This is a genomic window from Terrisphaera buseokensis (genome assembly GCF_047521145.2).
Classification (GTDB): Bacteria; Verrucomicrobiota; Verrucomicrobiia; order Opitutales; family Opitutaceae; genus ER46.
The window spans coordinates 5,129,782-5,151,958 of the sequence record NZ_CM134186.1 but is presented as its reverse complement, the minus strand read 5'-3'; the positions used below and the strand labels follow the sequence as shown (position 1 = coordinate 5,151,958).

Here is a 22,177-nt window from a genome sequence, read left to right as displayed (position 1 = left end):
AGTAAAATTCGCGCGCCCGCTACGAGGGAAACGCAGCGTCGATCAACGCGCAGAAGTGGTGAATCAAAAACAAGTGTGCTTCCTGCGCCGCGGCTCCGCTCTCGCCCGGCATGATCAATTCGCAGGTGGCGAGTCCGCGGGCCTGGCCGCCGCCGCGACCCAGGAATGCAACGCTGTCCACGCCGATGTTTTTCGCCGCGTGCAGGGCCGCCACGATGTTGGCGGAGTTGCCGCTGGAGGTGAGCACGACCACGAGATCGTCTTTCTGCGCGAGACCGGCGACCTGCCGGGAGAAGACCTGATCGTAGCCAAAGTCATTGCCGATGCACGACAGCAGTGAGCCGTCGGAGGAGAGCGCGATGGCGGGGAGCGAGCGGCGGGTCTTCGCGTAGCGGCCTACGAGCTCGGTCGCGAAGTGAGCCGCCTCCGCCGCACTGCCGCCGTTGCCGCAGATCAGGAGTTTGCCGCCGCGCTGCAGGGTCGAAATCATCATCTGCCCGGCGCGATCGATGGCGGGGCGAAGCGTGGTCAGCGCCTGGAAGGTGCGAACGGTTTCGGCAAGCGAGGCATCGAACGTCATGCTCAAAAGTAGTGAGTAGCGGGTAGCGGGTAGCGAGCATCTTTGCACCGGGGCAAGCCAGGAGCAGCGAGGATTTTTCTACTCGCTACCCGCTACCCGCTACCCGCTACTTCTGCCCCGATGCGTCTGCGAAAACTCACGGTGCGACACTTCCGCAATGTGGGGTTTGCCGCGCTCGAGTTTTCCGGCCGGCAGCACTTCCTGGTCGGCGCCAACGGGCAGGGGAAAACAAACTTGCTCGAGGCGGTGGGGTTCCTGACCGCGGTGCGTTCGTTCCGCACGACCGACAACAAGCTGTTGGTCGGGCACGGGCAGCACTGCGCCGCGCTGGCTTACGTGATCGATCACGAGCGGCAGCACGAAACCCACGTCACGATCAAGCTGCGACACGATGGCAAGGAGCTGTGGTCCGATCAGGCGCGCGTCACCAAACTGGCGGATCACCTGGGGCGTTTTCCGACCGTCGTGTTCTCCTCGCAGGATCTGCAACTGGTCCGCGGCTCGCCAGCGAACCGGCGGCGCTGGCTCGATCTCACGCTGGCCGCGATGGATGCGACCTATCTGCGCGCCCTACAGACGTACACGCGCGCGCTGGCCGAGCGCAACGCGCTGCTCAAGTCCGGGCGGCCGGGCGCAGCGGAGCTCGGGGCCTTCGAACAGACCCTGGCGCCGGCGGCGGTGGAGTTGATCGCCCGCCGCGACGCCGGCGTGCGGGCCCTCGATGCGACGCTGAAGTCGGCGTACGCGCGCCTGAGCGCCGAGGCGGAACCGGCGGCGATTACCTACGAGCCGAACTTTCGCGACGCGTCCGCGGAAGCGCTGCTCGCGCGGCTGGAATCGGGCCGCGCGAGGGATCAACAGTTTCGCACCACGCTGGTCGGCCCGCATCGCGACGACTTTCATTTCACGGTGAAGCACACGGCCGCGCGGGACTTTGCCTCCGAGGGGCAGCAGCGTTCGCTCGTGCTCGCGCTGCGGCTGGCGCAGGCGGCTTGGTTTCAGGCGAAGAGCGGCGTGCGTCCGGTGCTGCTGGCCGACGATGTGCTGGGCGAGCTTGATCCGGGGCGCCGCGCGCGGTTCTGGGCCGCGATCGATCCGGAATCGCAGGTCATCGCGACCGGCACGCAGTTGCCCGAGGCGGAGCTCGGCACCTGGCAGGTGTTCGAGGTGCGCGACGGAGACTTTTCCGAAAAGGTCCCGGCATGATCACGCTGCAGCCGTCGGAGTGGGCGTTGGCCGTGGTCGCGGCGTTGATCGTGGGCGTGTCGAAGGCGGGCATCGGCGGGCTCGGCATGTTGTCGGTCGTACTGTTCGCGCAGATCATGCCGGCGAAACAGGCGACGGGCATGGTGCTGCCGCTGCTGTGCTTCGGGGACATCATTGGCGCGACCACGTATCGGAAGCACGCGAAGTGGCCGCATATCTGGCGGCTGTTTCCCTGGACCGCGGCCGGCGTGATCATCGGTTACCTGGCTCTCGATCGGATCAACGAGCACCAGGCCCGCTGGCTGATCGGCGGGATCATTCTCACGCTCGTCGGCCTGCACCTGATCCGGCGGCACGTATCGGGCCACGAATCCGATCACGGCGCGTGGTTTCCGCCGACAATCGGCGTGCTGGCCGGCTTCACGACGCTGGTTGCAAATGCCGCGGGGCCGCTGATGGCCGTGTACATGTTGTCGATGCGGCTGCCGAAGCTCGACTTCGTGGGCACCGGCGCGGTGTTTTTCCTGCTGCTGAATCTTTTCAAGGTGCCGTTCATGGTCGATCTCGGGTTGATCAACGCGGCGAGCTTTTCGATCAACCTCTGGCTTGCACCCGCCGTGGTGGTCGGAGCGTGGTTCGGGCGGAAGCTCGTGATGCGAATCGATCAGCGCGCCTTTGAAAACATCGCGCTGGCGTTGAGCCTGATCGCGGGACTGAAGCTTTTGTTCTGATCGTGAGTGGAGCCGAGCCAGAGCGGGTGCCCACGGAACACACGGAATACACGGAACTCATACCAATCGCTCCTTGCTTTTGGACTTCTGGATCGATCGTGGCTACGAGCACCGGCGAGTGGTCGTTCGGCCACTCGCTGGCGCTCGTCGCCACGGCTAAAGTCCAAAGGTAAAGAGCGATTGGTATGAGTTCCGTGTATTCCGTGGGCCACCCGCATTGGGCTTCTCCCCTCTCTTCGGCGCAGCGCGATGAGATTTTTCGTGTGTTATCACGCCTCGGTGGGCCAACCTCGGGCATGGCGCGAATGAACGTCAGGCAAATGTGGGCGGCGAAGCTCGCGGGGCGGCCGGTGCCGTCGGCCGTGGCCGTGCCGGCCAATGCGGCGCCGACCGCGGCGGCGTCACGCGCGGCGCAACCGCGGGTGGCGTTTGTCGGGACCGTGCTGGGAATCGATCCCTCGCTGCGCGGCACCGGCCTCGCGTTGATCGAGTTTGCCGCGGGACGTCAGCCGGTGCTGTTGCGCTGCCAGACGGTGCGGGTGGCGCCGAAGTACACGATGGCGGTGGCGCTCGGTGAGATTCACCGGGCGGTCACGGCGTTTCTCGACGGCACGAACGTGCGTCACGTCGCGCTCGAGCAGACGATCTACGTCCAAAACATCCGCACCGCGCAGATCCTCGGGGCGGCGCGCGGAGCGGCGATCGCAGCGGTGGCGTTGCAGGAGTGTCCGGTGTTTGAATACGCGCCGCTGCGGGTCAAACAGGCGGTCGTGGGCGCGGGCCGCGCGAGCAAGGAGCAGATGGCCCGCACCGTGATGGCGCTGCTCGGCCATGGGCGCACGCTGGCGCTCGATGAAGCCGACGCCGCCGGCGTGGCGCTGTGCCACGCGTTCACGTGGAGAGCGTGAGGCGATTGCGGATTTGGGATTTCGGATTGCGGATTGGTTCGGAGTGATGGGGTGCTCCGAGCGTCAGGTGTGTTGGTCGCCGCTGGAGTGGTGGTTGCGGACAACGCGTTCATCTTTCCGCGTTGTCGGCTCAAACGCCGTCAAAATCAGTTCCCCTGCGGTTGAGCGACCGATGCCGTTCTCGGTAGTCTTTGGAACACGGGTCGAATCACCTTTCCGAGTCCCACTTCGTCCCAATCCGCAATCCGAAATCCCCCATCCGCAATTGAATCACCCGAGCACGGTCTTCAGCACCTTGCCGAGATCGCCCACCCGGTAGGGCTTCGTGAGGTAGCCGCAGAAACCCTGGGCGAGGAAGCGGCGCGCGATGTCGTCGTTGTCGTAGCCGCTCGACACGATGGCCCGCACTTCGGGATCGAGGGCTTTCAGGTTCGTGAAGCATTCCTCGCCGCCCATCGCGCCGACAACATTGAGATCGACGATGACGGCGTCGTATGGGCGGCCGATGTTGAGGTAGCGTTTGTACAGCGCCACCGCCTCCTCGCCGTCCTTCGCGAGGTCGTATTTGTAGCCGAGATTGTCGAGCATGCGCGCGGTCAGCGCGGAGATCGCGGGATCGTCGTCCATGAACAGCACGCGGCCGGTGCCGAAGCGGAGCGAGACGGCGCGTTGCGCCTGCAGCTCAAGCGGTTTTTCCGCCTTGGGCAGATACACGGTGATCGCGGTGCCGACGCCGAGCTGGGTGTCGAGGCCGATCTGCCCGCCGTGTTTGCGCACCACGGACAACACCGTCGCGAGGCCCAGGCCGGTGCCGTGCTTCTTCGTGGTGAAAAACGGATCGAAGATCTTGTCGACGTGCTCGGGCTTGATGCCCCCGCCGTTGTCGCGCACTTCAAACTCCACGTAATCGCCCGCGGCCAGTCCCGGCACCTGCTGCTCGGTGAGCGCGACATTGCTGGCGTGAATCTGGACGCGCGCGCGATGCGGCGGTGGCGGCATCGCCTGAAGCGCGTTGATGATCAGGTTCTGGAAGACCTGCAGCATCTGGGCGCGATCCACGAGGACGGGATCGGTGCCCTCCGAGACGTGCAGCGAGATGTCGGCCGGCGATCCGGCGGCACCAATCTTGATGGCATCGTCCAGGATGTCGTGCGCCAGATGAACCGAGGGCGCCCCCACGCCGCCCCGGGCAAACGCGAGCAGCTGTTTGGTCAGCGCCTTCGACGCGATGCAGGCCTTCTCGGCGTCGCCGAGCGCGACATAATCGCGGATGTCGCGCGCGATGGAGATCCCGCCGAGGATCGTGGTGAGGAGATTGTTGAAGTCATGCGCGATGCCGCCGGCGATCAGACCGAGCGATTCCAGCCGGTTCACCTTCACGAGCTCGTCCGGTGTGAGTGTCATCTCGGCTGGATCGCGGAAGACCACGACCACGCCCTGCACTTCGCCGGCATCACCGGGCACGGCTCGCGCGGTCCAGACGATCGGGCGCGGCGGCGCGTCGGGCGTCGACGGGGACAGGGCGTCATCCGCGATCAACGGCAGCGGCCGGTCAGCAGCTAGGGCCCGGTGAATCGGGTTGTCGCCAGGCCGCAGGCTCTGGCGTTGCACCAGCCGGAACACATCGCCAAGCGGCTGGCCACGGACGGCGGCGGGATCGAGATTCAGCAGGCGGTGAGCGCCGGCATTCGCAAACACGATCCGGCCGCTGGCGTCGGTCACGATCACCGCTTCGCCGAGCGTGTTGAAGGCGGCGCCGGTCACCTGTGACGGCAGCGCATCGGGGTCGACCACGCGGCCGGCCGGAAGCGGGCAGATGAAGCCGACGACGCGGACGAGCTCGCGCTTGCGATTCAGCGAGCGGTGCGCGCCGATGATCACGGAGACAGGGCGGCCGTCCTTGGCCCGCAGGCGCACCGCTTCCGCGAACGTGGTCTGTCCGGGAGCCCGGGCCAGGATCCAGGGCTCGGTTCCGTTCGGCGCCTCCTCGTCCGGGAGCACGGCGGCAAACGACTCCGGTTTCCGCGCGAGCTCGCCCTCGTCGTAGCCGAGCAGGCGTTCGAACGCCGGCGAAAACCAGAACACGCGGTGGACAAAATCGAGTTCGAACGCGCCGAGCGGACCGCTGCCGCTCAGGTCGTGCAGCCGCGCATCGTTGGCGGCGAGCGAATCCTCCAGTTCCTTGCGCTCCGTGATGTCGACGTGCACGCCGACCACGCGCTCGAGCACGCCCAGCGTATTCAGGACCTGGACACCGGCGCACTGCATCCAGATCCAGTGGCCGCGCTGGTGCCGCATCCGAAACTCGACGCTGAACGGCCGCGGGCCGCCCGTGCCCCGACGGCCCGGGGTGTCAGGTGCGGCGCCCGTGTCGTCGGGATGGATGAGCGACTGCCAGGTCTCCAGCGTGTCCGCCAGCTCTGCCGGCGCGTAACCGAGCAGCCGTTTCCATGAGGGCGAAAACTGTGCCGTGCGCGCCGCGAGGTTCAGTTCGAAGAAGCCAACGGTGCTCGACTCCGTGAGCAGCCGCTGGCCCGTCACGCCGGCGGGTTCGGTGGCCGCGGCCGGGCGTGCGACGGGTTCCGGTGCGGGCCGAATGGTGGCGATGTAGCCACCGGCGCCGCTCAAATGCGGTTCGAGGCGGACGCGCACGTCGCAAGGCGGGCACTGGCGCGGAGCCGCGGTGAGCACGGTCTCCCCGCCCATGATGCGCGAGAGCAGCGATTCCCACTGCGCCTGCGCCACGTCCCCGCCCGCGGCCGCGACCTCGAACACGAACAGGGAGACAAAGGGCTGGCCCTTCAGGCCGGCGTCACCGGGCTGCCACAACCGGTGGGCGGACGCGTTCGAACCGATGATACGACCGACGGCGTCGAGGACGAGCACCGCCAGCAAATCCGGACTCAGGCCGGGACTGCGGGTCGGGGCGTTTTCGGAGTGGGGCGATGAGTCGATCTCGCTCACACGTGCGAAGCGGCGAGCCAGCGCTGCACGCGCGAGGCAAGGAAGTCGATGAACGCCGGGTGGTCGTTCGGGCAGGGGATCTGCTCGAACGATTCGCCGCCGGCCTCCATGAAACTCTCACGCCCTTGTTGCTGCAGTTCCTCGAGCGTCTCGAGGCAGTCGGCCGTGAACGCCGGCGACATCACCAACAGGCGCTTGAAGCCGGCCTTCGGCAGGCGCTCGAACTCATAGTCGGTGTAGGGCGAGAGCCAGGGTTCGCCGGCCAGCCGCGATTGAAACGAAACCGAGAACTTGGACGCCGGAATACCGGCGCGGGCGACGAACGCCTTCGTGGTCGCGTAGCACTGGGCACGGTAGCACGTCGCGTGCGCCGGGGAGCACGTGTTGCAGCAGTCCGGCACTTTCATGCAGTGCGCCTGCGAGGAGTCGGCCTTGCGCATGTGACGCTCAGGGAGGCCGTGATACGAGAACAGGACGTAGTCGTGCGGCTTTTGCAGATACGGCGCGGAGACCGCGTGCACGGTGTCGATGTAATCGGGATCCGCGAAGAACGGCTGGACCGTCGTCACCTTGAGCTTCGGCGTCTGGCGCGCGACCTCCTCCATGACGCGCACGACGACGGTTTCCCAGGAAGCCATTGCGTAGTGCGGATACTGGGGAAACAGCAGCAGCTCCTCGACGCCGGCGGCGGCGATCTCGGCCATCACGGCGGCGATCGACGGCTGGCCGTAGCGCATGGCGAGGTACACCGGCGTCGACGGGCCGAGCTTGGCGGCGAGCTTCGCGTGCACGCTGCGCGAGATGACCACCAGCGGCGATCCGTCCTTCGTCCAGACCTGCGAGTAGGCGTGGGCGGATTTCTTGCCGCGAAACGGCACGATGATGCCGTTGACCAGGAGCCAGCGGAACGGCTGGGCCGGCTTGTCGATCACGCGCTCGTCACCGAGAAATTCACGCAGATAGCGCTTCACATCGGGCACGGACGTGGAGTCCGGTGAGCCCAGATTGACGAGAAGAACGGCGCGTTTTGGCATCCGAAGAACGTGGTTGGCGTCACCGCCCGGTGTCAACCGAGCGCGTGCGGTTAAAAAATCATGACGTCGCGGATTGCGCGGCCGTGGGTCCGGGTGGCGTTCGCGCAACTGCAGGATCTTCAGCGGGGCGGAGGAGCTCAACCTCCGGCCGGCGATGCACGCGGCAGGAGGCCCCGCTCGTGAACAGGTGGTCAAAATCGGCGGCGCGCCGCGTGTATGCAGGGAGTGACTACGTGATCGCGCGAAGTGCGGGCGCGAGCGTGGGACCGGCCGGCATCGACTCACTCCAGTCCGCCGCAGAACTTCAATTGGGCGATCAAGCGGTGGACGTTTTCCGGCGCGATCCGATCCGTGATCACGGAGCGCGGATAGTTGGGTTCCACGTCGAGCCGCACCCCGCGCTCGGTGCCGGGCCGGACAAAATCCTCGACGAAATCCATGCCGCCGCGGGCGCGGATCCATTTCCAGTAAGGATCGGGATCCTCCGATTCGATGACGATCTCCGCGTGGAGAAAACAGTGGCAGTAGAGCGTCAAATCCCGAAACGAGGAAAACCACGTCGGTGGTGTCACCAGTTGGTCTCGAATGATGAGGGACATCGTTCGTGGGTTCGGAAAGCAGGCTTGCTGCCAATTCGACACATTTGCGGAAAATGTGAGCCCGAATCTATTGGGACCGCTGGCCGCGGCACCGCGCCACTCTTTCTCAGTTTTGCCTTTCGTGCGGGGGCGGGAACGTGTGAGGGTGGGGTTCCTTTTTAACATGACCACTCCGCGCAAGCCCGTTCTCCTCGTTATCCGTGATGGCTGGGGCAAGAATCCCGATTCCTCCCAAGACGCGACCAACGCCGTCGCCCAAGCCCGGAAGCCCTGTGACGATGCGCTGCATGCGACGTATCCACGGACGCTGGTCAGGGCGTCGGGGCTCGATGTCGGCCTGCCCGAGGGCGTGATGGGCAACAGCGAAGTCGGCCACGAGAACATCGGTGCGGGTCGCATCGTCGACCAGGAACTCGTGCGGCTGAACAAACTCTTTTCCGACAAGCGGCTCGTCGGCAACGCGGTCTGGCGTGCGGCGATCGCGCGGGTGAAGTCGCGACCGGGCGCGCGGCTGCACCTCATGGGCATCGTGAGCGACGCCGGCGTGCATGGCATGCTCGAGCATCTGTACGGGCTGCTCCGTCAGGCCAAGGAAGACGGCCTGACGCGCGATCAAGTTTTCATCCACGCGTTCACGGACGGCCGCGACACGCCGCCGCACAGCGGACTCGCCTATGTGCAGCAGGTCGACGAACAGTGCCGTGCGATCGGCATCGGTGCGATTGCGACCGTCTGCGGACGTTTCTGGGCGATGGATCGCGACAATCGCTGGGAGCGGGTGAGCAAGGCCTACAACATGCTGACTGGAAAATCCGCGGGCGCGACGGCGCCCAACGCGGCGGCCGCGGTGCAGGCGTACTACGACAAGCCGGTGAACGATTCCCAGAAGGGCGACGAGTTTGTGCCGCCGACGTGGATCACCGGCGCGGACGGGAAACCGCTCGCGACGATTCGCGATGGCGACGCGGTGCTGTTCTACAACTACCGCGGGGATCGTCCGCGCGAGATCACCAAGGCGTTCGTCCTCGACGGCTTCAAGGAGTTCGATCGTGGCGCGAAGCTCGATCTCTACTACGCCACGATGACCGAGTATGAGAGCGGGCTGCCGGTGAACGTCATTTCGCCGAAACCCGAGGCGCTGAAGAACATCCTCGGCAAGGTGGTGAGCGACGCCGGCATCGGGCAGTTCCGCTGCGCGGAGACGGAGAAGAATCCGCACGTGACGTTTTTCTTTAACAACTACCGCAAGGATCCGTTTCCCGGGGAGGATCGCGCGTGTCCGTCGAGTCCGAAGGTGGCGACCTACGATCTGCAGCCGGAAATGTCTGCCGTTGAGGTCACGAAGGCGGCGAAGGAAGCGATTCTGTCCGGCAAGTACGGGCTCATCGTGGTGAACTTCGCGAATCCCGACATGGTCGGTCACACCGGTTCGCTGCCGGCGACGGTGAAAGCCGTTGAGGCCACGGATCGCGGTGTCGGCGAATTACTCGCGGCGTTGAAGCAAATGGGCGGCCGGGCCGTGATCTGCGCCGACCACGGTAACGCCGAGCAGATGTGGGACCCGACGGTCAACGGACCGCACACGGCCCACACGCTGAATCTCGTCGAGGTGTTTGTTGTCGGCGACGACTACTCCGCCGGCAAGACCCGGCTGCGTACCGGCGGCCGGCTCGCCGATCTCGCGCCCACGGTGCTTGCGCTCATGGGACTGCCGAAGCCCGCCGAGATGACGGGCGAGAGCCTGCTGGCCTGAGCCGGCTGCAGCCAGTTGAGAGTTTCGGGTTGAGCGTTGAGAGCCCCCTTACCGCTCAGTTCCCCGGGCGGGGGAGACAGAATGAACAGAATGGACTGAAGGCCGTGGACGGTTTGAATTCCGTCCCTTTTGTCCATTCTGTCCAAATGCGTCGCTAGGCGACGGGCGTGGACGGCCGCAGTTCCCGGATGCGGGCGACCGGCGGGGTTGGGCTGGTTTTCTCCTGGGTCACGGTTTGCGCGGGCGGGCGCATCTGCGACGGACTCCAGCTGCCGGCGTCGTCGGCCGTTTCGCCCTTCGGAGCGGTGAAAAGCTCGGTGCCGATGTGCTCGCCCAGCTTGCGGTAACTCTCCCACTGGGCTTCGTCGAAATACTGATCCGAGGTGGGTTCCTGCGGGAAGATCGTGTGCTTGCGCTGGTATTGCAGCACGTCCTCGGCTTCGTCGCCCATGATGCTTGGCTTGATCAGCATGAGCCACGCGAACTCGTCCGTGTCCAGATAGTGGATGCGCGCCAGGATCGCGTGGCACTTTGCATAGCGCCGCGATGCCGGTTGGCCCGCGTCGTCCTCTGCCTCCGCCTCTTCTTCCTCGGCTCCGGCCAGGGCGCTGAAGTCCTCCGGGGTGCCGAAGACGTCGAGCAGGTTCGGATGCAGGATCTCCTCGAGCTTCGGCAGCGGGAAACGCACGCCGGGGTCGTCGGTCGCGAGATCGTCGGCGCGTCGGATCACCTGAATTTCCGCGCCGAAATCGATGCGCGCCTTGCGGACGAGGTTCGCGAAATCGTTGAACTCATACGCGGGATCCTGGCCGGCGTCGCTGCAGACGATGAACGGCACGCGGCGGCGGATGAGTTCGTAGCAACCGGTGTTTTCGAAATGGCCGCCGTCGGACAGGTACCAGTGCCGCCGCGCGGGGCCGTGGAAGCGCGCGAAGAACTCGTTCATCAGGTACGACTGCACCGGGAGGATCCGACTGACGAGGCGGCTCGCGAGCTCGAGGAAGTTCGGCTTGCGATTCCGTCCGCCGCTCTGGCCGGAGGTGATGCCGCTGTCCCACCAGTAACCGAGCCGCACGTTGCCGAGACCGAGCAGCAGGCTCAGGCCGAGTTCGGTGTTGGAGCCCGTGCCGGTCGTGAACGCCGCGCCGGAAATGGCGGTCCACCGGCCGATCGGCAGCGCCTCGATGCGTTGCAGCGGCGGCTGATCTGTGCCGGTCTTGGTCTTGCCGGAGTCGCAGAGGGCGTGAAAACAACCGCCGCCGGGTCCGTCGGAAATCGGAACGATGCAGCGTTCGCGTCGTTCCCAGCGCGCCTGGCGTCGGGCGAACGGCGAAGCCGACATCGCGTTGTGCGACCAGAGCGCGTGCGAATCGATGCCGACGGACAGGCCGCTGGGGCCGATCGCCATCGCGAGGCCCTTGCGATCGCGCCGCTCGATCTGCGTCTTGCCGGAAATGGTTTCATTCACGGTGACGTTGATCAGGTGCAGCGGGCCGCCGTGTTCGTGCGGCATGTAGGCATCGAGCCGCAGATCGTCGCCGTCGATCAGGTCGGTCATGCTGTGATTTCCGCTGTCGCGCCGTTCCGGATTCGTCGCGCCCAGATACGCGCGGGCCAGACGCGCCGAGTAGACCTGCTGCATTGAGGAGAGATTGACGAAGCCGAGCGCGCGGCTGAAGACCCATGAGGCGACGAAGCAAATCGCCACCGCGAGCATCAACGGCCAGGCGCCATCCATGCGGTTGAGATGCTCGCCCGACCACACGAGGTCCCATTCCCACGCGATGCCGCACGCCGTGACCGAGAGGCCCACGACGATCAGCACGCCCCAGATCAGCGCAAGGCCGAGGGCGGCGACGCTGGACGGCAGCCGGAAACGCCGCTTGCCCAGCAGACCTTCGAGGGCGACCGCGATGCGTGCGCCCAGACCGAAAAGACCGATGCCCGCACTGGTGAGCATGGCCCAGAGCGAAGGGAACTCGAAGTCGTTGGCCGACCAGTGGAGGTACACGGTCTGCCCGAGCGAATCGACCACCGCCAGGCCGGTCAGCGTGACGGCCATGATGAAGCCGAGCGTGAAGGTGCGGGTGAGGGCGTGTTGGGATTTGCCCGCGAATTCCTCGTTGGTCATCGCCCGGACCGGCTTGCTGAACCAGCCGATGATCCGCCGGAGGACGCTCATCAGCGGCACGAACTGCGTCAGCCAGTAGGCATGGCCGGTCGGCACCATCAGCACGGCAAACGGAATGACCGGGAGAATCAGCCACGGACTCCACCAGATGCCGAGGATGTGGTGATCGCTGTTCCAGAAGAACTCCTCGATCGCATTCCAGACATTGCCGGTCGACTGCGCCATCCAGAGATCGGCGCGAATCAGGGTGCCGACACCGAGGATGAGAAACGCGAACGCGAGCAGGACGACCTGCAGCGCGACCCAGTTGCGCAGTGCGACGGCGGCGCTCAGCCAGTTGTCGCCCGAGCCGTTGGGCGAGAGGAAGCGGCCGTTTTCGCGCAGCCACCTCACCGGCCAGGAATAGTTGTCGGAGAGATCACGCTCGACCGTGTCGACGTTCGCGCCCGAGCGGGAAAAGGCGGTGCCGAGGAAGGAGCCGAAGTAGCCGCCGCCAGAAACGGTGGAGAGAAAATCGACGCGACGCAGCAGCCGCTGCCGGGCGAGCGCCTGCACGAGCCCGAGGGAGAAGGTTGCGCTGCGAATGCCGCCGCCCGAAAGCGCCACGCCCACGACCGGCGTGCGCGGATCCGTTTCGCTGCGCGCGCGACGCTCGTGGATCGCGGTCTGTTCCGCGGTCTTCAGCGCGGACGGATAGTGGTTCTTGAACGGAGGAGGCGTGGGGGAGTTCATGCGCGAACTAGGATGAAAGGGGAGGGGTGGCGCTGCGCTCGGCCCGCCAGGTGAGCAGCGTCCAGAGGAAGCTGCCGGCGTCCTGGATGGAAAACATCAGTGCGAGCGCTCCCGGAATAATGCCGTGCCACCAGAGTACGAGCATAACCAGCGGGACGAGCGGACGATCGAGCAGCGACGCAAACGCAAAGCGCGACGAATTCAACCGGCCGCTGGCGACGTAGAGCATGCCCAATCCGCCGATCGGAAGTCCGAGGATCCGAAAATAATTCGCCGCCTGCGCGTTCAGCGCCGGGAGCTGGAGCAGGGCGGCGGCCTGATGCGGCGCGAGCAGCATGACGGTACCTTCGAACAATATCACCCAGCCAAACACCTCGATGGTGCGCGCCGTGCGCGTCTGCTCCGGAGCGTGGAGCAAACGCTGAAACATTTCAGCGAGGGACGGGAGCATGGGCCGGCAGCGTGAGCTGGAGTGGGTTTAACGCCTGCGGGGCGCAGGCGACATGAACGGGGTTCAAAGCGTCTTCAGATACTCAATGATCGCCGATTTTTCGGCTGGCGACAGCGTGGTGCCGTAGGTGTGGCCCTGATTGCCGTTACCGCGCTCGGTGGTGTCGAGTTTCCAGCCGAGCCGCGCCGTGTCGAAGCCGCTCGTGACGAATCCCACGTTGACCGGGTCGTAGACGTCGTATCCGCGATGGAATGACTTCGGCCGTTCCGCCACCGATGCGAGCAGATCGCGCAGCGTCGGCACGCTGCCGTTGTGCAGATACGGCGCGCGCATCCAGATGCCGTCGAGCGGCGGCGAACAATAACCTTCGATCTTCACCATGTTCGGCCGGTTGATGCCCATCTCCTTCACGCGGCGGTTTGCTTCGTCGGCGGCGGACTGCAGCCACGTGTTGGCGCGCTCGACGTCGGTGCCGATTTCAGCGAACGGCACCGGCTTGTTGGTGTAGGTGCCGCCGACGTCGTGACACGCGGCGCAGTGCTGCGCATAGAGCGGCTTGCCCTGCGCGACCAGCGCGGCGTCGATGGGAAACGGGTACTTGGGCGGCGGCGTCTCGCTCAGGAACGTGTCGAGCTCCTCCATGCGTTTGACGAACCACGCGCGGCGTTTGAGCGACCAGCTCAATTCGTCAAAGGGCAGGTTCGGATCGGGCGCGGCGCCGAGGCCGAGGGCGGAGTCAATCAACACGGAGCGAACCGCGGGCGTGTCGCAGCTCCAGTTGAGGTAGAGGCCGTCGCCCTTGCGGATCTTCAGATTCCAGACAGAGGGGAAGTCGGCCTGGCCGGTCGAGTTGTCGACCTTCATGTTGGTCATGAAATATTTTGTCAGGTTCATCGGGTCGTCGCGGCCGCGGCCCCACTCGGGCCAGCCCGGACGATTCATCCACTCCAGCTGCGCGTGCTGCTCTTTCAGCGCGTTGCGCGTGAGCGGAATCAGCGCGAAGCGATAGATCAGCCGGTCGATGAACGAGAGTTTCACCTCGCGATCGATCTCGGCGAGAATCGTGTCGGCCGTGAAACGCGGATCCATGCCGCTCTTCGTCAGGAAACGCAGCAGGCCCTGCACGTTCGTGGTGTGCGAGGGCGCGGTGGCGATGACGTGCGGCGTCTCGTCCTCCTTGCTGCGCCAGGTCCCGACGTGGCAGATCGCGCAGTTGTTGGCGACGCGCGGGAAGCCGATGACCTTCTTCGTGAAGCCGACGGGCATTTCCTTGCCTTCCTCCCACACGAGACCGAACGCCTTGTAGCCGCCAGCGCCGGGGATGTACTCCGGGAAAATCCGCGGCAGCACGAGCCAGATGTAGTAGGGCAGGCCGCGCGCCGCTTCTGCGCCGATGCTGCCGTATTTGAAGCGCTCCGTCTCGTTGGCCCACGCGGGCTCCGGTTCCTCGCGGAAGAATTTGTACCAGCCAAACCAGCCGCCGGCGATGGCGAGCACGCCGACGACGATCACGCAGCGAACGAGCAGTTTTTTGAAGCGCGGGGAGAGGCTCATGGTGGGAAAAGATGACTGTGGCCGGGTGCCCTCACCGCGTGGGTGATTCGATCCGTGCAAGCCGCGGGGTGAGGGCACCCCGCCTACATTAAAGCAACGTGAGGTGGACTAGAATTTCTTCAGGTACTCGATGAGGGCGTTCTTGGCGTCGGGCGAAAGCTCCGTGCCGTACTCGCGGCCTTCGTGGCCGAAGTTGCCGTTGCCCGGCAGGCTCGTGTCGAAGCGGAAATATTTCCGCGACTTCTCCGTCGCGACCTGGCTGACGAAGCCGACGTCCTTCGGATCGTAGACGTCGTAGCCACGATGAAACGCCTTCGGCCGCTGGTCCGCGGGCTTCAGCAGATCGCGCAGGGTCGGCACCGAGCCGTTGTGCAGATACGGCGCGCGCAGCCAGAGGCCGTCGAGCGGTTGGTTGGCGTAGCCGTAGGTTTTCCGGAAGTGCCGGAAACGTTCGTCGGGGTTCGCCGCGTACAGCAGGTTCTGGTTGGCGGCGAGTTCCGGTGAGTACGAGTCGAGCCGGTGGCGATCCGTGCGAATCACTTCGATGGGCGTCACCTGGCCAACGAGCTCGCCGGAGAAATCAGTGCCGCTTGCGCCGTGACAGCGCGCACAGTACTCGCGGTAAATGGGCGCGCCGCGGGCGGCCAGCGCCTCGTCCACGGGAAACGGATACGCCAGCGGGGCGGCGTCGAGGAGGTAAGTTTCCATCAGGCGGATGGACGGCCGGTCGAGCGTCGGTGGGATCGCGCCGGTGCCGAACGACGCGCTGCGGTTGCGTTCCTCGACGGAGTTGTTGTTGCCGTCCCAGTGCAGCCACATGCCCTTCCGTTTCGCCTGATGCCAGACGGACGGCAGATCGCAGTTTCCGACCCACTCGCGCTCGGGCAGGAGGTCCATGCGGAAATTCAGCAGCACCTTCGGCGGGTTGAAGGTGTCGACGCGGCCCGGGCCCGAGTCCGGCTCGCGGTCCATGAACTTGAAGCGATCGCGCAGGAACAGCAGGCGTCGCCGGCCGATGTCGACGGCGAGGTAGCGCAGGATGATTCGGTTGATGATGTCGTCGCTCGCGCCAATCCGCTTCATCTCCGCCCCGAGCCGTTCCGGCGTGAACTTCTCGCTCGTGGCCGCGTTGAACAGGAAGCGCTCGAACGCCTGCAAATCGACGGTGTTGGCCGGCATGCCGGTGATGATCCGCGGCGTGCTTTCCGGGGTGTCGCGCACGGTGCCGACGTGGCAGACCGCGCAGTTCAGGAAAACGCGATCGATGCCCTGCACGTTCCGTTTGGATACACCGACGGGCAGGTCCTTGTCGGTGGGGCGGGTGGGATCGAAGACGAAGCCGAGCGAGGCCAGCCCTTGATCGGGTTGGGGCAGAAACTCGGCGAACATCACCGGCAGCACCTTCCACATCCAGTACGGCACGCCGGCGTCGCGCTCGCCGCCCGTGGAGCCGTACTTGAAATGATCCTCCGGGACCGCGTACGTGACCGGAACATCGCGATTCAACCGGACGGCGAGATAGAGCCCGAAGACCAGCAGCGCGGTCGCGGCGATCGCACAGAACCGACGCCACGCCTTGGGGGCGGGTTGATATTGGAAGCCGACGGAGAACTTCAGGATCGGTTTCCGATTTTGGCCGAGATAAACTTGGCCGAGATAGAGTCCGGGTGCGACCAGGCGGATCTCATCGCGCACGACTTTCGCGACGAGCGACGTCTTGCTGTAGTCGATCACGATGCACTCGCGGCCGTCGAACCAGCTCGTTCCCGTGTACACCTCGGCCTTGATCGCGGTGAGGCTGAACATCGACACGCGGTTGCGGAGGCAGCGTTCCTGCGGGTCGAAGATTTTTCCCTGCCAGAGAAAGACGCGGCCAAACCACGCGATCACGCGCGACCGGAGTGTGCCGGGCCAGGCGATGGCGGTGCCGGTCGCCTCGCCGACGGGAATCGGTCCCGCCGGACTGGCGGCGAAGAGCGCGTCGAGTTCGGCGCGGCTTTTTTTCAGGAGCTGGCGGGCGGTGAGTGACATCGATTCCGGGAGTGGCGTGCGATCGGGCGATCCGCAGGGCGGCGCGCGTGGTGACGCGATCCGGCCAGCGGGAAGGGCGGTGGCGGCGTGATAAGAAGATCCCGACGAGTCTCGGGCCGAGGCGGGTTAGCGGGGAAACCGCAGCGCGAAGTCCACGAGCCGGGTCTGTCCCCACCAGACTTTGCCGAGGTAGAGCCGGTTGACCGGATCGACGAGCCGGATCTCGTCGCGGATCTTTCGGGCGAGCAGCGACGTCTTGGAGTAGTCGAGGACGATGCACTCGCGCTGGTCGATCCAACTCGGGGTGTGATACACGCGGGCGACAATCGCCTTCACCCCGGCGATGGTGATTTTGTTTTCAAGCGTGGCGCCGTTGCCGTCGGGATTGAGCGTGAAAACCTTCCCCTGCCAGGCGAGGGCGTGGACGAAGCGCGCGATGCATCGGCTCCAGAACGAGCCCGGGCAGACGATGGCCTCGCCCTGAGCGTCGCCCTGCGGAATCGGGCCGGCAGGGCTCGCCTTGAACAGCGCGTCGAGCTGGGCCTGCGACATGGCTTTTAGGTCGTCGAAGGTCATGGCGCTTAGAGGAACTTGAGGTACTCGATGAGCGCGCGTTTGTCGGCGTCCGGGAGATCCGTGCCGAATTCGTGGCCGCGATCGGTAATGAAGTCCGGACTCTTGCTGGCGGCGAAGAGGGCCGGCGCGACGTCGCGTTTCATCAGGTCGCGGGCGGCTTCGGCGTTGAGATTGCGCAGCTTGATTTCGGCGAGCGCCTTCTTGATGCGGATGAAGATGCCGGCGAGCTTCGTCGCATCGGTGTCGGGATTGAGATTCGCCAGCAGGTTGACCGGCGTGCCGGCGGGAATCGGTCCGAGCCGGAAGTAACCGTCGGGATCGATGTGCTCCTTGAGCAGCACGCGCAAGGCGCCCGGCAGGACGGCGGCCTGCAGCTGGATGCTGCACTCGCGCGAGGTACGCCAGATGGAGTCCACGTCCAGCCGCTTCTCGGGCCAGAGCAGTTTTTCCGCGGCGTCGTCGAACGCGGCCATGCGCCCGGCCACGGACGGATCGCCGGTGAATTTGCCGAGCGCGTTGTTGTGCAGGAACGGTGCGGACGTCCAGAGGCTGATGAGCGGCGGCGGACGCAGGTAACCGGGGCCGCCGGCCGGCGCCTTGAACTTCTGGTTGGAGCCGGTGTACGGATTATAGACGTCGATTTCGCCGACCGAAGGCAGGTTCTTGTAGGTCTCCGAGGAGAAGTTGGCCCAGACGTGGCCGCGCATGGCATTCGTGCCGAGCGCGCGGCCCGCGTTGGTTTTGATCTTCGTGATCGGGTAGCGTTTTTCGTCGGACAGGAAGTTGTTCTCGAGGAAGTCCGGCTTCTGCACGGCCTCGACAAACCAGGCCTTCTTGTCCGGCGCCGTCGCGGGCGGCTGCTTGCTCGAATGGCATTCCGCGCAATGGCGGGCGAACGCGATCTTGCCGCGTTTCAGGACGTCCTCGTCCTTGGTCAGGTAGGCCTTGCCGCCGGGCGCATCAGCCAGGTACATCGGCTGCAGCTTCGTGAAGAACTTGGCGATGTTCTGGAATTTCTGTTCGGTGGCGCGCCAGTACACGGAGTTCTTTTGCGCGGTGGAAATCTCGAAGGGCTTCTGTTCGCGCAGGCCGATGAGCGCATTGTGCTGCTGCAGCCAGTGCTGCGAGTACATGCCGATGTTGATGTAGACGCGCAGCGTGGCGCCGGGAACGCCGACGGAATCGGCGCCGTCCTTCAACACGTGCGGCACGCCCATTTCCTTGGAGTTGCCGGGCAGCAGCAGCGATTCTCCCGCGAGTGTTTCCTTGTCGTTCCGCTCCGCCAGCGCGAGCCGTTCGCCGAGCATGAAGATCGGATTGATCATGTTCGGGTTGTTGATGTGGTCCGTCGCGATGCGCGAAGTGTCGGACGTGCCCGGCGGTTGCACCTTCAACATTTCCCAGAAGAGGCCGCCTTCCTTCACATTGTGGGCGAAGGTGCGACCTTCGCGGATGTATTGGTTGCCGATGGCTGAAGCCAGGTTCTCCCAGCGCGGATTGACCGGATCGGCGGGCGGATTGAGCGGATGAAACGCAATGTGGCAGGAACCGCAGGAAACGCCGACGCGGTACGGCCGGATCAAATCCTTGCCGACCGCATAGTCGGCATCGTTGTAGTAGCGCTGCGCGTCCCACTTCTTCTTCGCCTCGTCATTGAATTCCGGATTCGGAAAGAGTCGGAAGCCCATGATGCCGGTTGGGCGGCCGTACACCTTCGGATCGATTTCCTTCGATTCGGGTTCGACGGCCTCGTCAATCCAGAGACCGTATTCATCCGGCTTCGACGCCTGCCGGTAGCCGGGTTGGTTGATCAGGCCCATCTCCGCGAAACGCTGCGCGCGTTTGCGCGAGTCGATCGTTTTCAGTAGATCCATCAGGCCGAAGCTCTCGCGCGACATCCGTTCCCAAAACTGTTCGTTGCCCCCGGTCCAGAGATTCCACGTGTTGCGGCCCTTGATTTCATCCGCGGACAGCGTGATGCCGCCGTCCATGGGCTTGAACACATCCACGGCCAGTTCGGGAAAATCCTCGGGCTTGCGGCCGCCGGCGTCGTCGATGGCGGCGGTCGACTTACGGCCGCAACCGGCCGTGAATCCGAGAGCGATGAGACCGGCGAAAACGCCGAACCTAAGGGCGCGTGTCTTGTCCATGATGCTGCAATGTTCGATTTTCCGTGGGAATTTCGCGTGGGGCGCGCGAAGCGGCATGGGCCGCAGTCTGGGTAAACCCTGTGACGAGCCGACCGGGGAAGGCGAATCTTTGCCCGCCGGCGAAAATCTTAAAACCGCATCGGGAAACGGACTTGAGGCGTTCAGATCGACGCAAACGGGTTCATTCCCTCAGGCGTCGTGCAAGTGTATAGGCGAAGGTGGTCAGGCGGGCCCAGCGAACGCGCATGGTGGTGAGGTGTGATGCGAACGCATTGCTCGCGCGGCGTGGCCGAAATTCCAGTTGCTCTTGGTTGGAGCGAGCCGCTTAGTTTCCGACTCTTTTGCCATATGAAGCGCACCCACCACTGTGCCCAGCTCTCTCCCGCCGATCTTGACGCCACGGTGTCACTTCTCGGCTGGGTCGACACGATCCGCGATCAAGGCGGCATCATCTTTGTCGACCTGCGCGACCGCAAAGGCGTCACGCAAATCAAGCTGGAGCCGCACGATAATTCGACGCTGGCGGGGCAGCTCAAGCACCTCAAGACGGAGTCGGTCATCGGCATCACGGGCCAGGTCGTGCGCCGGCCGGCCGGCACGGAAAACAAGTCGCTGCCGACGGGTGAGGTGGAGGTCGTCGCGTCATCGCTCGACATTCACAACATCTCGGAGACGCCGCCGTTCCCGCTCGATGATATCGGCGGTGACAAGGTCAACGAGGACCTGCGTCTGACGTATCGTTACCTCGATCTGCGCCGGCCGAAGATGCGCCGGAACCTGCAGGTGCGGCACAAGGCGGCGAAGTCGATCCGCGACTATTTCGACTCCCAGGAGTTCATCGAGGTCGAGACTCCGGCGCTCTTCAAGAGCACGCCGGAAGGTGCGCGCGAGTACCTCGTGCCGTCGCGCATTCACCCCGGTCAGTTTTACGCGCTCTCGCAGTCGCCGCAGCAGTTCAAGCAGATCCTGATGGTGGCGGGCGTGGAGAAATATTTCCAGATTGCGCGCTGTTTCCGCGACGAGGATCTGCGGGCGGACCGGCAGATGGAGTTCACCCAGGTGGACGTCGAGGCGTCGTTCGTCACGCGCGAGGACATCTACGCGCTGTTCGAAGGCATGCTGAAGAAGCTGTGGAAGGACGTGCTCGGCACGGACATTCCCACGCCGTTTCCGCGGATGGCGTTTCACGACGCGATGAACCGTTTCGGCGTCGACAAGCCCGACGTGCGTTTCGCGCTCGAGCTCGTGGATTTTTCCGAGACGTTCCGGAACTCGGCCTTCAAGGTGTTTCAGGCCACGGTGGCGGGCGGCGGCGTGATCAAGGCGATCAATGCGAAGGGCCTGGCCGATCTCACGCAGGGTGAGCTCAAGAACTTCGAGGAGATCGCAAAGTCCCTCGGGGCGAAGGGCCTCGCGTTCATCAAGGTCGAGGGCGGCGAATGGAAATCGCCGATCGTGAAATTCTTCTCGGAAACCGAGAAGGCCGAACTCACGGCCAAGCTCGGCATCGCCGAAGGCGACATCATTTTCTTCGCGGCGGCGCCGTGGGAAAAGGCCTGCGCGATTCTCGGCCGCCTGCGGCTCGAGTCGGCGGCGTTGCTGGCGAAGCGCGGCCGGATGACGATCCGGCACGAGGACTGGAAGTTCCTCTGGGTGATCGATTTTCCGCTCATGTCGCACGACGAGGCGGAGAACCGCTACGTCGCGACCCACCATCCGTTCACGGCGCCCGTGCCGGAGGACGCCGGTTTGCTCGACACGAATCCCAAGGCCGTGCGCGGTCAGCACTATGATGTGGTGTTGAACGGCATGGAGCTCGGTGGCGGCTCGATCCGTATTCACCAGCCCGCGCTGCAGAAGAAGGTGTTTGAAGATGTGCTCAAGATTCCGGCCGACGTCGTCGAGAGCCGCTTCGGGTACATGTTGAAGGCCTTCACGTATGGCGCGCCGCCGCATGGCGGCATCGCGTTCGGCCTCGATCGCATGTGCGCGCTGCTCTGCGGCACGACGAGCATTCGCGACGTCATCGCCTTCCCGAAAACGCAGAAGGGCCAGGACCTGATGGCCCAGAGTCCGACGCCGGTGACGGAGCGTCAGCTGAAAGAGCTGCACATCGCCACCGTCATGCCGCAGTAAGGCGGCACGGCGCTCCGGCTTTTTGACAGAATAGACAGAATGGAACCGAATCGGGCTGCTCGAAGCCCGGAAGATTCGGTTCGTTCTGTCTACTCCTGCACTCGCGTCGGCTTGCCTGACGCATCGCGATCGTCCCGCCGCGTTGGAACGAGGGCTTGCTCCGGCTGGCGCGCGGCGTAGAACCAAACTGCCGCTCAATCCCGTTCTCCCATGAAGCTCATCATCGCGATCATCAAACCGTTCAAGCTCGAGGAAGTGAAGGAGTCGCTCGCTGCCGCCGGCATCGAGGGCATGACCGTGACGGAAGTGAAGGGCTTTGGCCGCCAGAAGGGGCACACCGAGATCTATCGCGGCAGTGAGTATACGGTCGATTTTCTCCCGAAGGTGAAGCTCGAGGTCGCGGTGTCCGACGAGGTCGCCGGCAAGGCGATTGACGCCATTGCGAAGGCCGCGAAGACGGGCAAGATTGGCGACGGCAAGATTTTTGTGCTCCCGCTCGAGGAAGTGGTGCGCATCCGGACCGACGAACGCGGCGAATCCGCGGTCTGATAAAGGGGCGCGGCGCGGGACGGCCACCGGGCCGCTCTGTCATAATCGTCGGCTGCTTCGGTTCATGGATTGCGTGACCCCGATGAATTGTT

16 protein-coding genes are annotated in these 22,177 nt (G+C 64.8%); 6 read left to right on the top strand and 10 right to left on the bottom strand.

Annotated features, from left to right (window positions below; translation table 11 throughout):
• Nucleotides 1-19 precede the first annotated feature (19 nt).
• Nucleotides 20-580: a D-sedoheptulose-7-phosphate isomerase gene (locus ACLJEU_RS19340; protein WP_414664149.1), complete on the bottom strand. Its 561-nt coding sequence runs from the start codon at nucleotides 578-580 to the stop codon at nucleotides 20-22.
• 120 nt (nucleotides 581-700) lie between these two features.
• Between ACLJEU_RS19340 and recF the strand changes: the two genes are divergently transcribed.
• From recF to ACLJEU_RS19325, 3 genes are all read left to right on the top strand, one after another.
• Nucleotides 701-1,786 carry a DNA replication/repair protein RecF gene (gene recF, locus ACLJEU_RS19335; RefSeq protein ID WP_414664148.1) on the top strand — a complete coding sequence of 362 codons (1,086 nt, stop codon included), beginning with the start codon at nucleotides 701-703 and terminating at the stop codon, nucleotides 1,784-1,786.
• Nucleotides 1,783-2,517: a sulfite exporter TauE/SafE family protein gene (locus ACLJEU_RS19330; RefSeq protein WP_414664147.1), complete on the top strand. Its 735-nt coding sequence runs from the start codon at nucleotides 1,783-1,785 to the stop codon at nucleotides 2,515-2,517. The genes recF and ACLJEU_RS19330 overlap by 4 nt, the downstream gene beginning before the upstream one ends.
• 305 nt (nucleotides 2,518-2,822) lie before the next feature.
• Entirely contained in the window at nucleotides 2,823-3,425 is a 603-nt protein-coding gene (locus ACLJEU_RS19325) for a crossover junction endodeoxyribonuclease RuvC (RefSeq protein ID WP_414664146.1), read from the top strand.
• A 270-nt stretch (nucleotides 3,426-3,695) separates the two neighbouring features.
• Here the strand turns inward: ACLJEU_RS19325 and ACLJEU_RS19320 are convergent, their stop codons facing one another.
• The 3 genes from ACLJEU_RS19320 to ACLJEU_RS19310 form a co-directional block, all read right to left on the bottom strand.
• Nucleotides 3,696-6,389 (bottom strand): PAS domain-containing hybrid sensor histidine kinase/response regulator, encoded by a 2,694-nt coding sequence (locus tag ACLJEU_RS19320; protein ID WP_414664145.1) that lies wholly within the window; start codon nucleotides 6,387-6,389, stop codon nucleotides 3,696-3,698.
• Nucleotides 6,386-7,423, bottom strand: a complete 1,038-nt coding sequence (gene hemH / locus ACLJEU_RS19315; RefSeq protein WP_414664144.1) for a ferrochelatase — start codon at nucleotides 7,421-7,423, stop codon at nucleotides 6,386-6,388. The genes ACLJEU_RS19320 and hemH overlap by 4 nt, the downstream gene beginning before the upstream one ends.
• Before the next feature lie 281 nt (nucleotides 7,424-7,704).
• On the bottom strand, nucleotides 7,705-8,022 hold the full coding sequence (locus ACLJEU_RS19310; RefSeq protein WP_414664143.1) for a hypothetical protein: 318 nt from the start codon (nucleotides 8,020-8,022) through the stop codon (nucleotides 7,705-7,707).
• Nucleotides 8,023-8,185: 163 nt separating this feature from the next.
• Here ACLJEU_RS19310 and gpmI point away from each other — a divergent pair, with 163 nt between their 5' ends.
• Entirely contained in the window at nucleotides 8,186-9,775 is a 1,590-nt protein-coding gene (gene gpmI / locus ACLJEU_RS19305) for a 2,3-bisphosphoglycerate-independent phosphoglycerate mutase (protein ID WP_414664142.1), read from the top strand.
• A gap of 154 nt (nucleotides 9,776-9,929) precedes the next feature.
• On the opposite strand, the gene ACLJEU_RS19300 is transcribed toward gpmI, so the two are convergent.
• The 6 genes from ACLJEU_RS19300 to ACLJEU_RS19275 all read right to left on the bottom strand — a co-directional run bounded on the left by ACLJEU_RS19300 (nucleotide 9,930) and on the right by ACLJEU_RS19275 (nucleotide 19,400).
• Nucleotides 9,930-12,638: a patatin-like phospholipase family protein gene (locus ACLJEU_RS19300; protein ID WP_414664141.1), complete on the bottom strand. Its 2,709-nt coding sequence runs from the start codon at nucleotides 12,636-12,638 to the stop codon at nucleotides 9,930-9,932.
• Nucleotides 12,639-12,645: 7 nt separating this feature from the next.
• Nucleotides 12,646-13,089 (bottom strand): hypothetical protein, encoded by a 444-nt coding sequence (locus ACLJEU_RS19295; protein WP_414664140.1) that lies wholly within the window; start codon nucleotides 13,087-13,089, stop codon nucleotides 12,646-12,648.
• 63 nt (nucleotides 13,090-13,152) lie between these two features.
• Nucleotides 13,153-14,643, bottom strand: a complete 1,491-nt coding sequence (locus ACLJEU_RS19290) for a c-type cytochrome (protein WP_414664139.1) — start codon at nucleotides 14,641-14,643, stop codon at nucleotides 13,153-13,155.
• A 108-nt stretch (nucleotides 14,644-14,751) separates the two neighbouring features.
• Nucleotides 14,752-16,674 carry a c-type cytochrome gene (locus ACLJEU_RS19285; RefSeq protein ID WP_414664138.1) on the bottom strand — a complete coding sequence of 641 codons (1,923 nt, stop codon included), beginning with the start codon at nucleotides 16,672-16,674 and terminating at the stop codon, nucleotides 14,752-14,754.
• Between the two features lie 126 nt (nucleotides 16,675-16,800).
• Nucleotides 16,801-17,250 carry a hypothetical protein gene (locus tag ACLJEU_RS19280; RefSeq protein ID WP_414664137.1) on the bottom strand — a complete coding sequence of 150 codons (450 nt, stop codon included), beginning with the start codon at nucleotides 17,248-17,250 and terminating at the stop codon, nucleotides 16,801-16,803.
• A 5-nt stretch (nucleotides 17,251-17,255) separates the two neighbouring features.
• Nucleotides 17,256-19,400 carry a hypothetical protein gene (locus tag ACLJEU_RS19275; RefSeq protein ID WP_414664136.1) on the bottom strand — a complete coding sequence of 715 codons (2,145 nt, stop codon included), beginning with the start codon at nucleotides 19,398-19,400 and terminating at the stop codon, nucleotides 17,256-17,258.
• 348 nt (nucleotides 19,401-19,748) lie between these two features.
• Between ACLJEU_RS19275 and aspS the strand changes: the two genes are divergently transcribed.
• Nucleotides 19,749-21,536: an aspartate--tRNA ligase gene (gene aspS, locus ACLJEU_RS19270; RefSeq protein ID WP_414664135.1), complete on the top strand. Its 1,788-nt coding sequence runs from the start codon at nucleotides 19,749-19,751 to the stop codon at nucleotides 21,534-21,536.
• Between the two features lie 210 nt (nucleotides 21,537-21,746).
• A complete protein-coding gene (locus ACLJEU_RS19265) occupies nucleotides 21,747-22,085 on the top strand; it encodes a P-II family nitrogen regulator (protein ID WP_414664134.1) in 339 nt (112 codons plus the stop codon).
• Nucleotides 22,086-22,177: the final 92 nt, after the last annotated feature.

Coding starts and splice junctions, on each gene's coding strand:
- ACLJEU_RS19340 (WP_414664149.1), bottom strand. CDS start 580: ATGACGTTCGATGCCTCGCTTGCCGAAACCGTTCGCACCTTCCAGGCG.
- recF (WP_414664148.1), top strand. CDS start 701: ATGCGTCTGCGAAAACTCACGGTGCGACACTTCCGCAATGTGGGGTTT.
- ACLJEU_RS19330 (WP_414664147.1), top strand. CDS start 1,783: ATGATCACGCTGCAGCCGTCGGAGTGGGCGTTGGCCGTGGTCGCGGCG.
- ACLJEU_RS19325 (WP_414664146.1), top strand. CDS start 2,823: ATGAACGTCAGGCAAATGTGGGCGGCGAAGCTCGCGGGGCGGCCGGTG.
- hemH (WP_414664144.1), bottom strand. CDS start 7,423: ATGCCAAAACGCGCCGTTCTTCTCGTCAATCTGGGCTCACCGGACTCC.
- ACLJEU_RS19310 (WP_414664143.1), bottom strand. CDS start 8,022: ATGTCCCTCATCATTCGAGACCAACTGGTGACACCACCGACGTGGTTT.
- gpmI (WP_414664142.1), top strand. CDS start 8,186: ATGACCACTCCGCGCAAGCCCGTTCTCCTCGTTATCCGTGATGGCTGG.
- ACLJEU_RS19300 (WP_414664141.1), bottom strand. CDS start 12,638: ATGAACTCCCCCACGCCTCCTCCGTTCAAGAACCACTATCCGTCCGCG.
- ACLJEU_RS19295 (WP_414664140.1), bottom strand. CDS start 13,089: ATGCTCCCGTCCCTCGCTGAAATGTTTCAGCGTTTGCTCCACGCTCCG.
- ACLJEU_RS19290 (WP_414664139.1), bottom strand. CDS start 14,643: ATGAGCCTCTCCCCGCGCTTCAAAAAACTGCTCGTTCGCTGCGTGATC.
- ACLJEU_RS19285 (WP_414664138.1), bottom strand. CDS start 16,674: ATGTCACTCACCGCCCGCCAGCTCCTGAAAAAAAGCCGCGCCGAACTC.
- ACLJEU_RS19280 (WP_414664137.1), bottom strand. CDS start 17,250: ATGACCTTCGACGACCTAAAAGCCATGTCGCAGGCCCAGCTCGACGCG.
- ACLJEU_RS19275 (WP_414664136.1), bottom strand. CDS start 19,400: ATGGACAAGACACGCGCCCTTAGGTTCGGCGTTTTCGCCGGTCTCATC.
- aspS (WP_414664135.1), top strand. CDS start 19,749: ATGAAGCGCACCCACCACTGTGCCCAGCTCTCTCCCGCCGATCTTGAC.
- ACLJEU_RS19265 (WP_414664134.1), top strand. CDS start 21,747: ATGAAGCTCATCATCGCGATCATCAAACCGTTCAAGCTCGAGGAAGTG.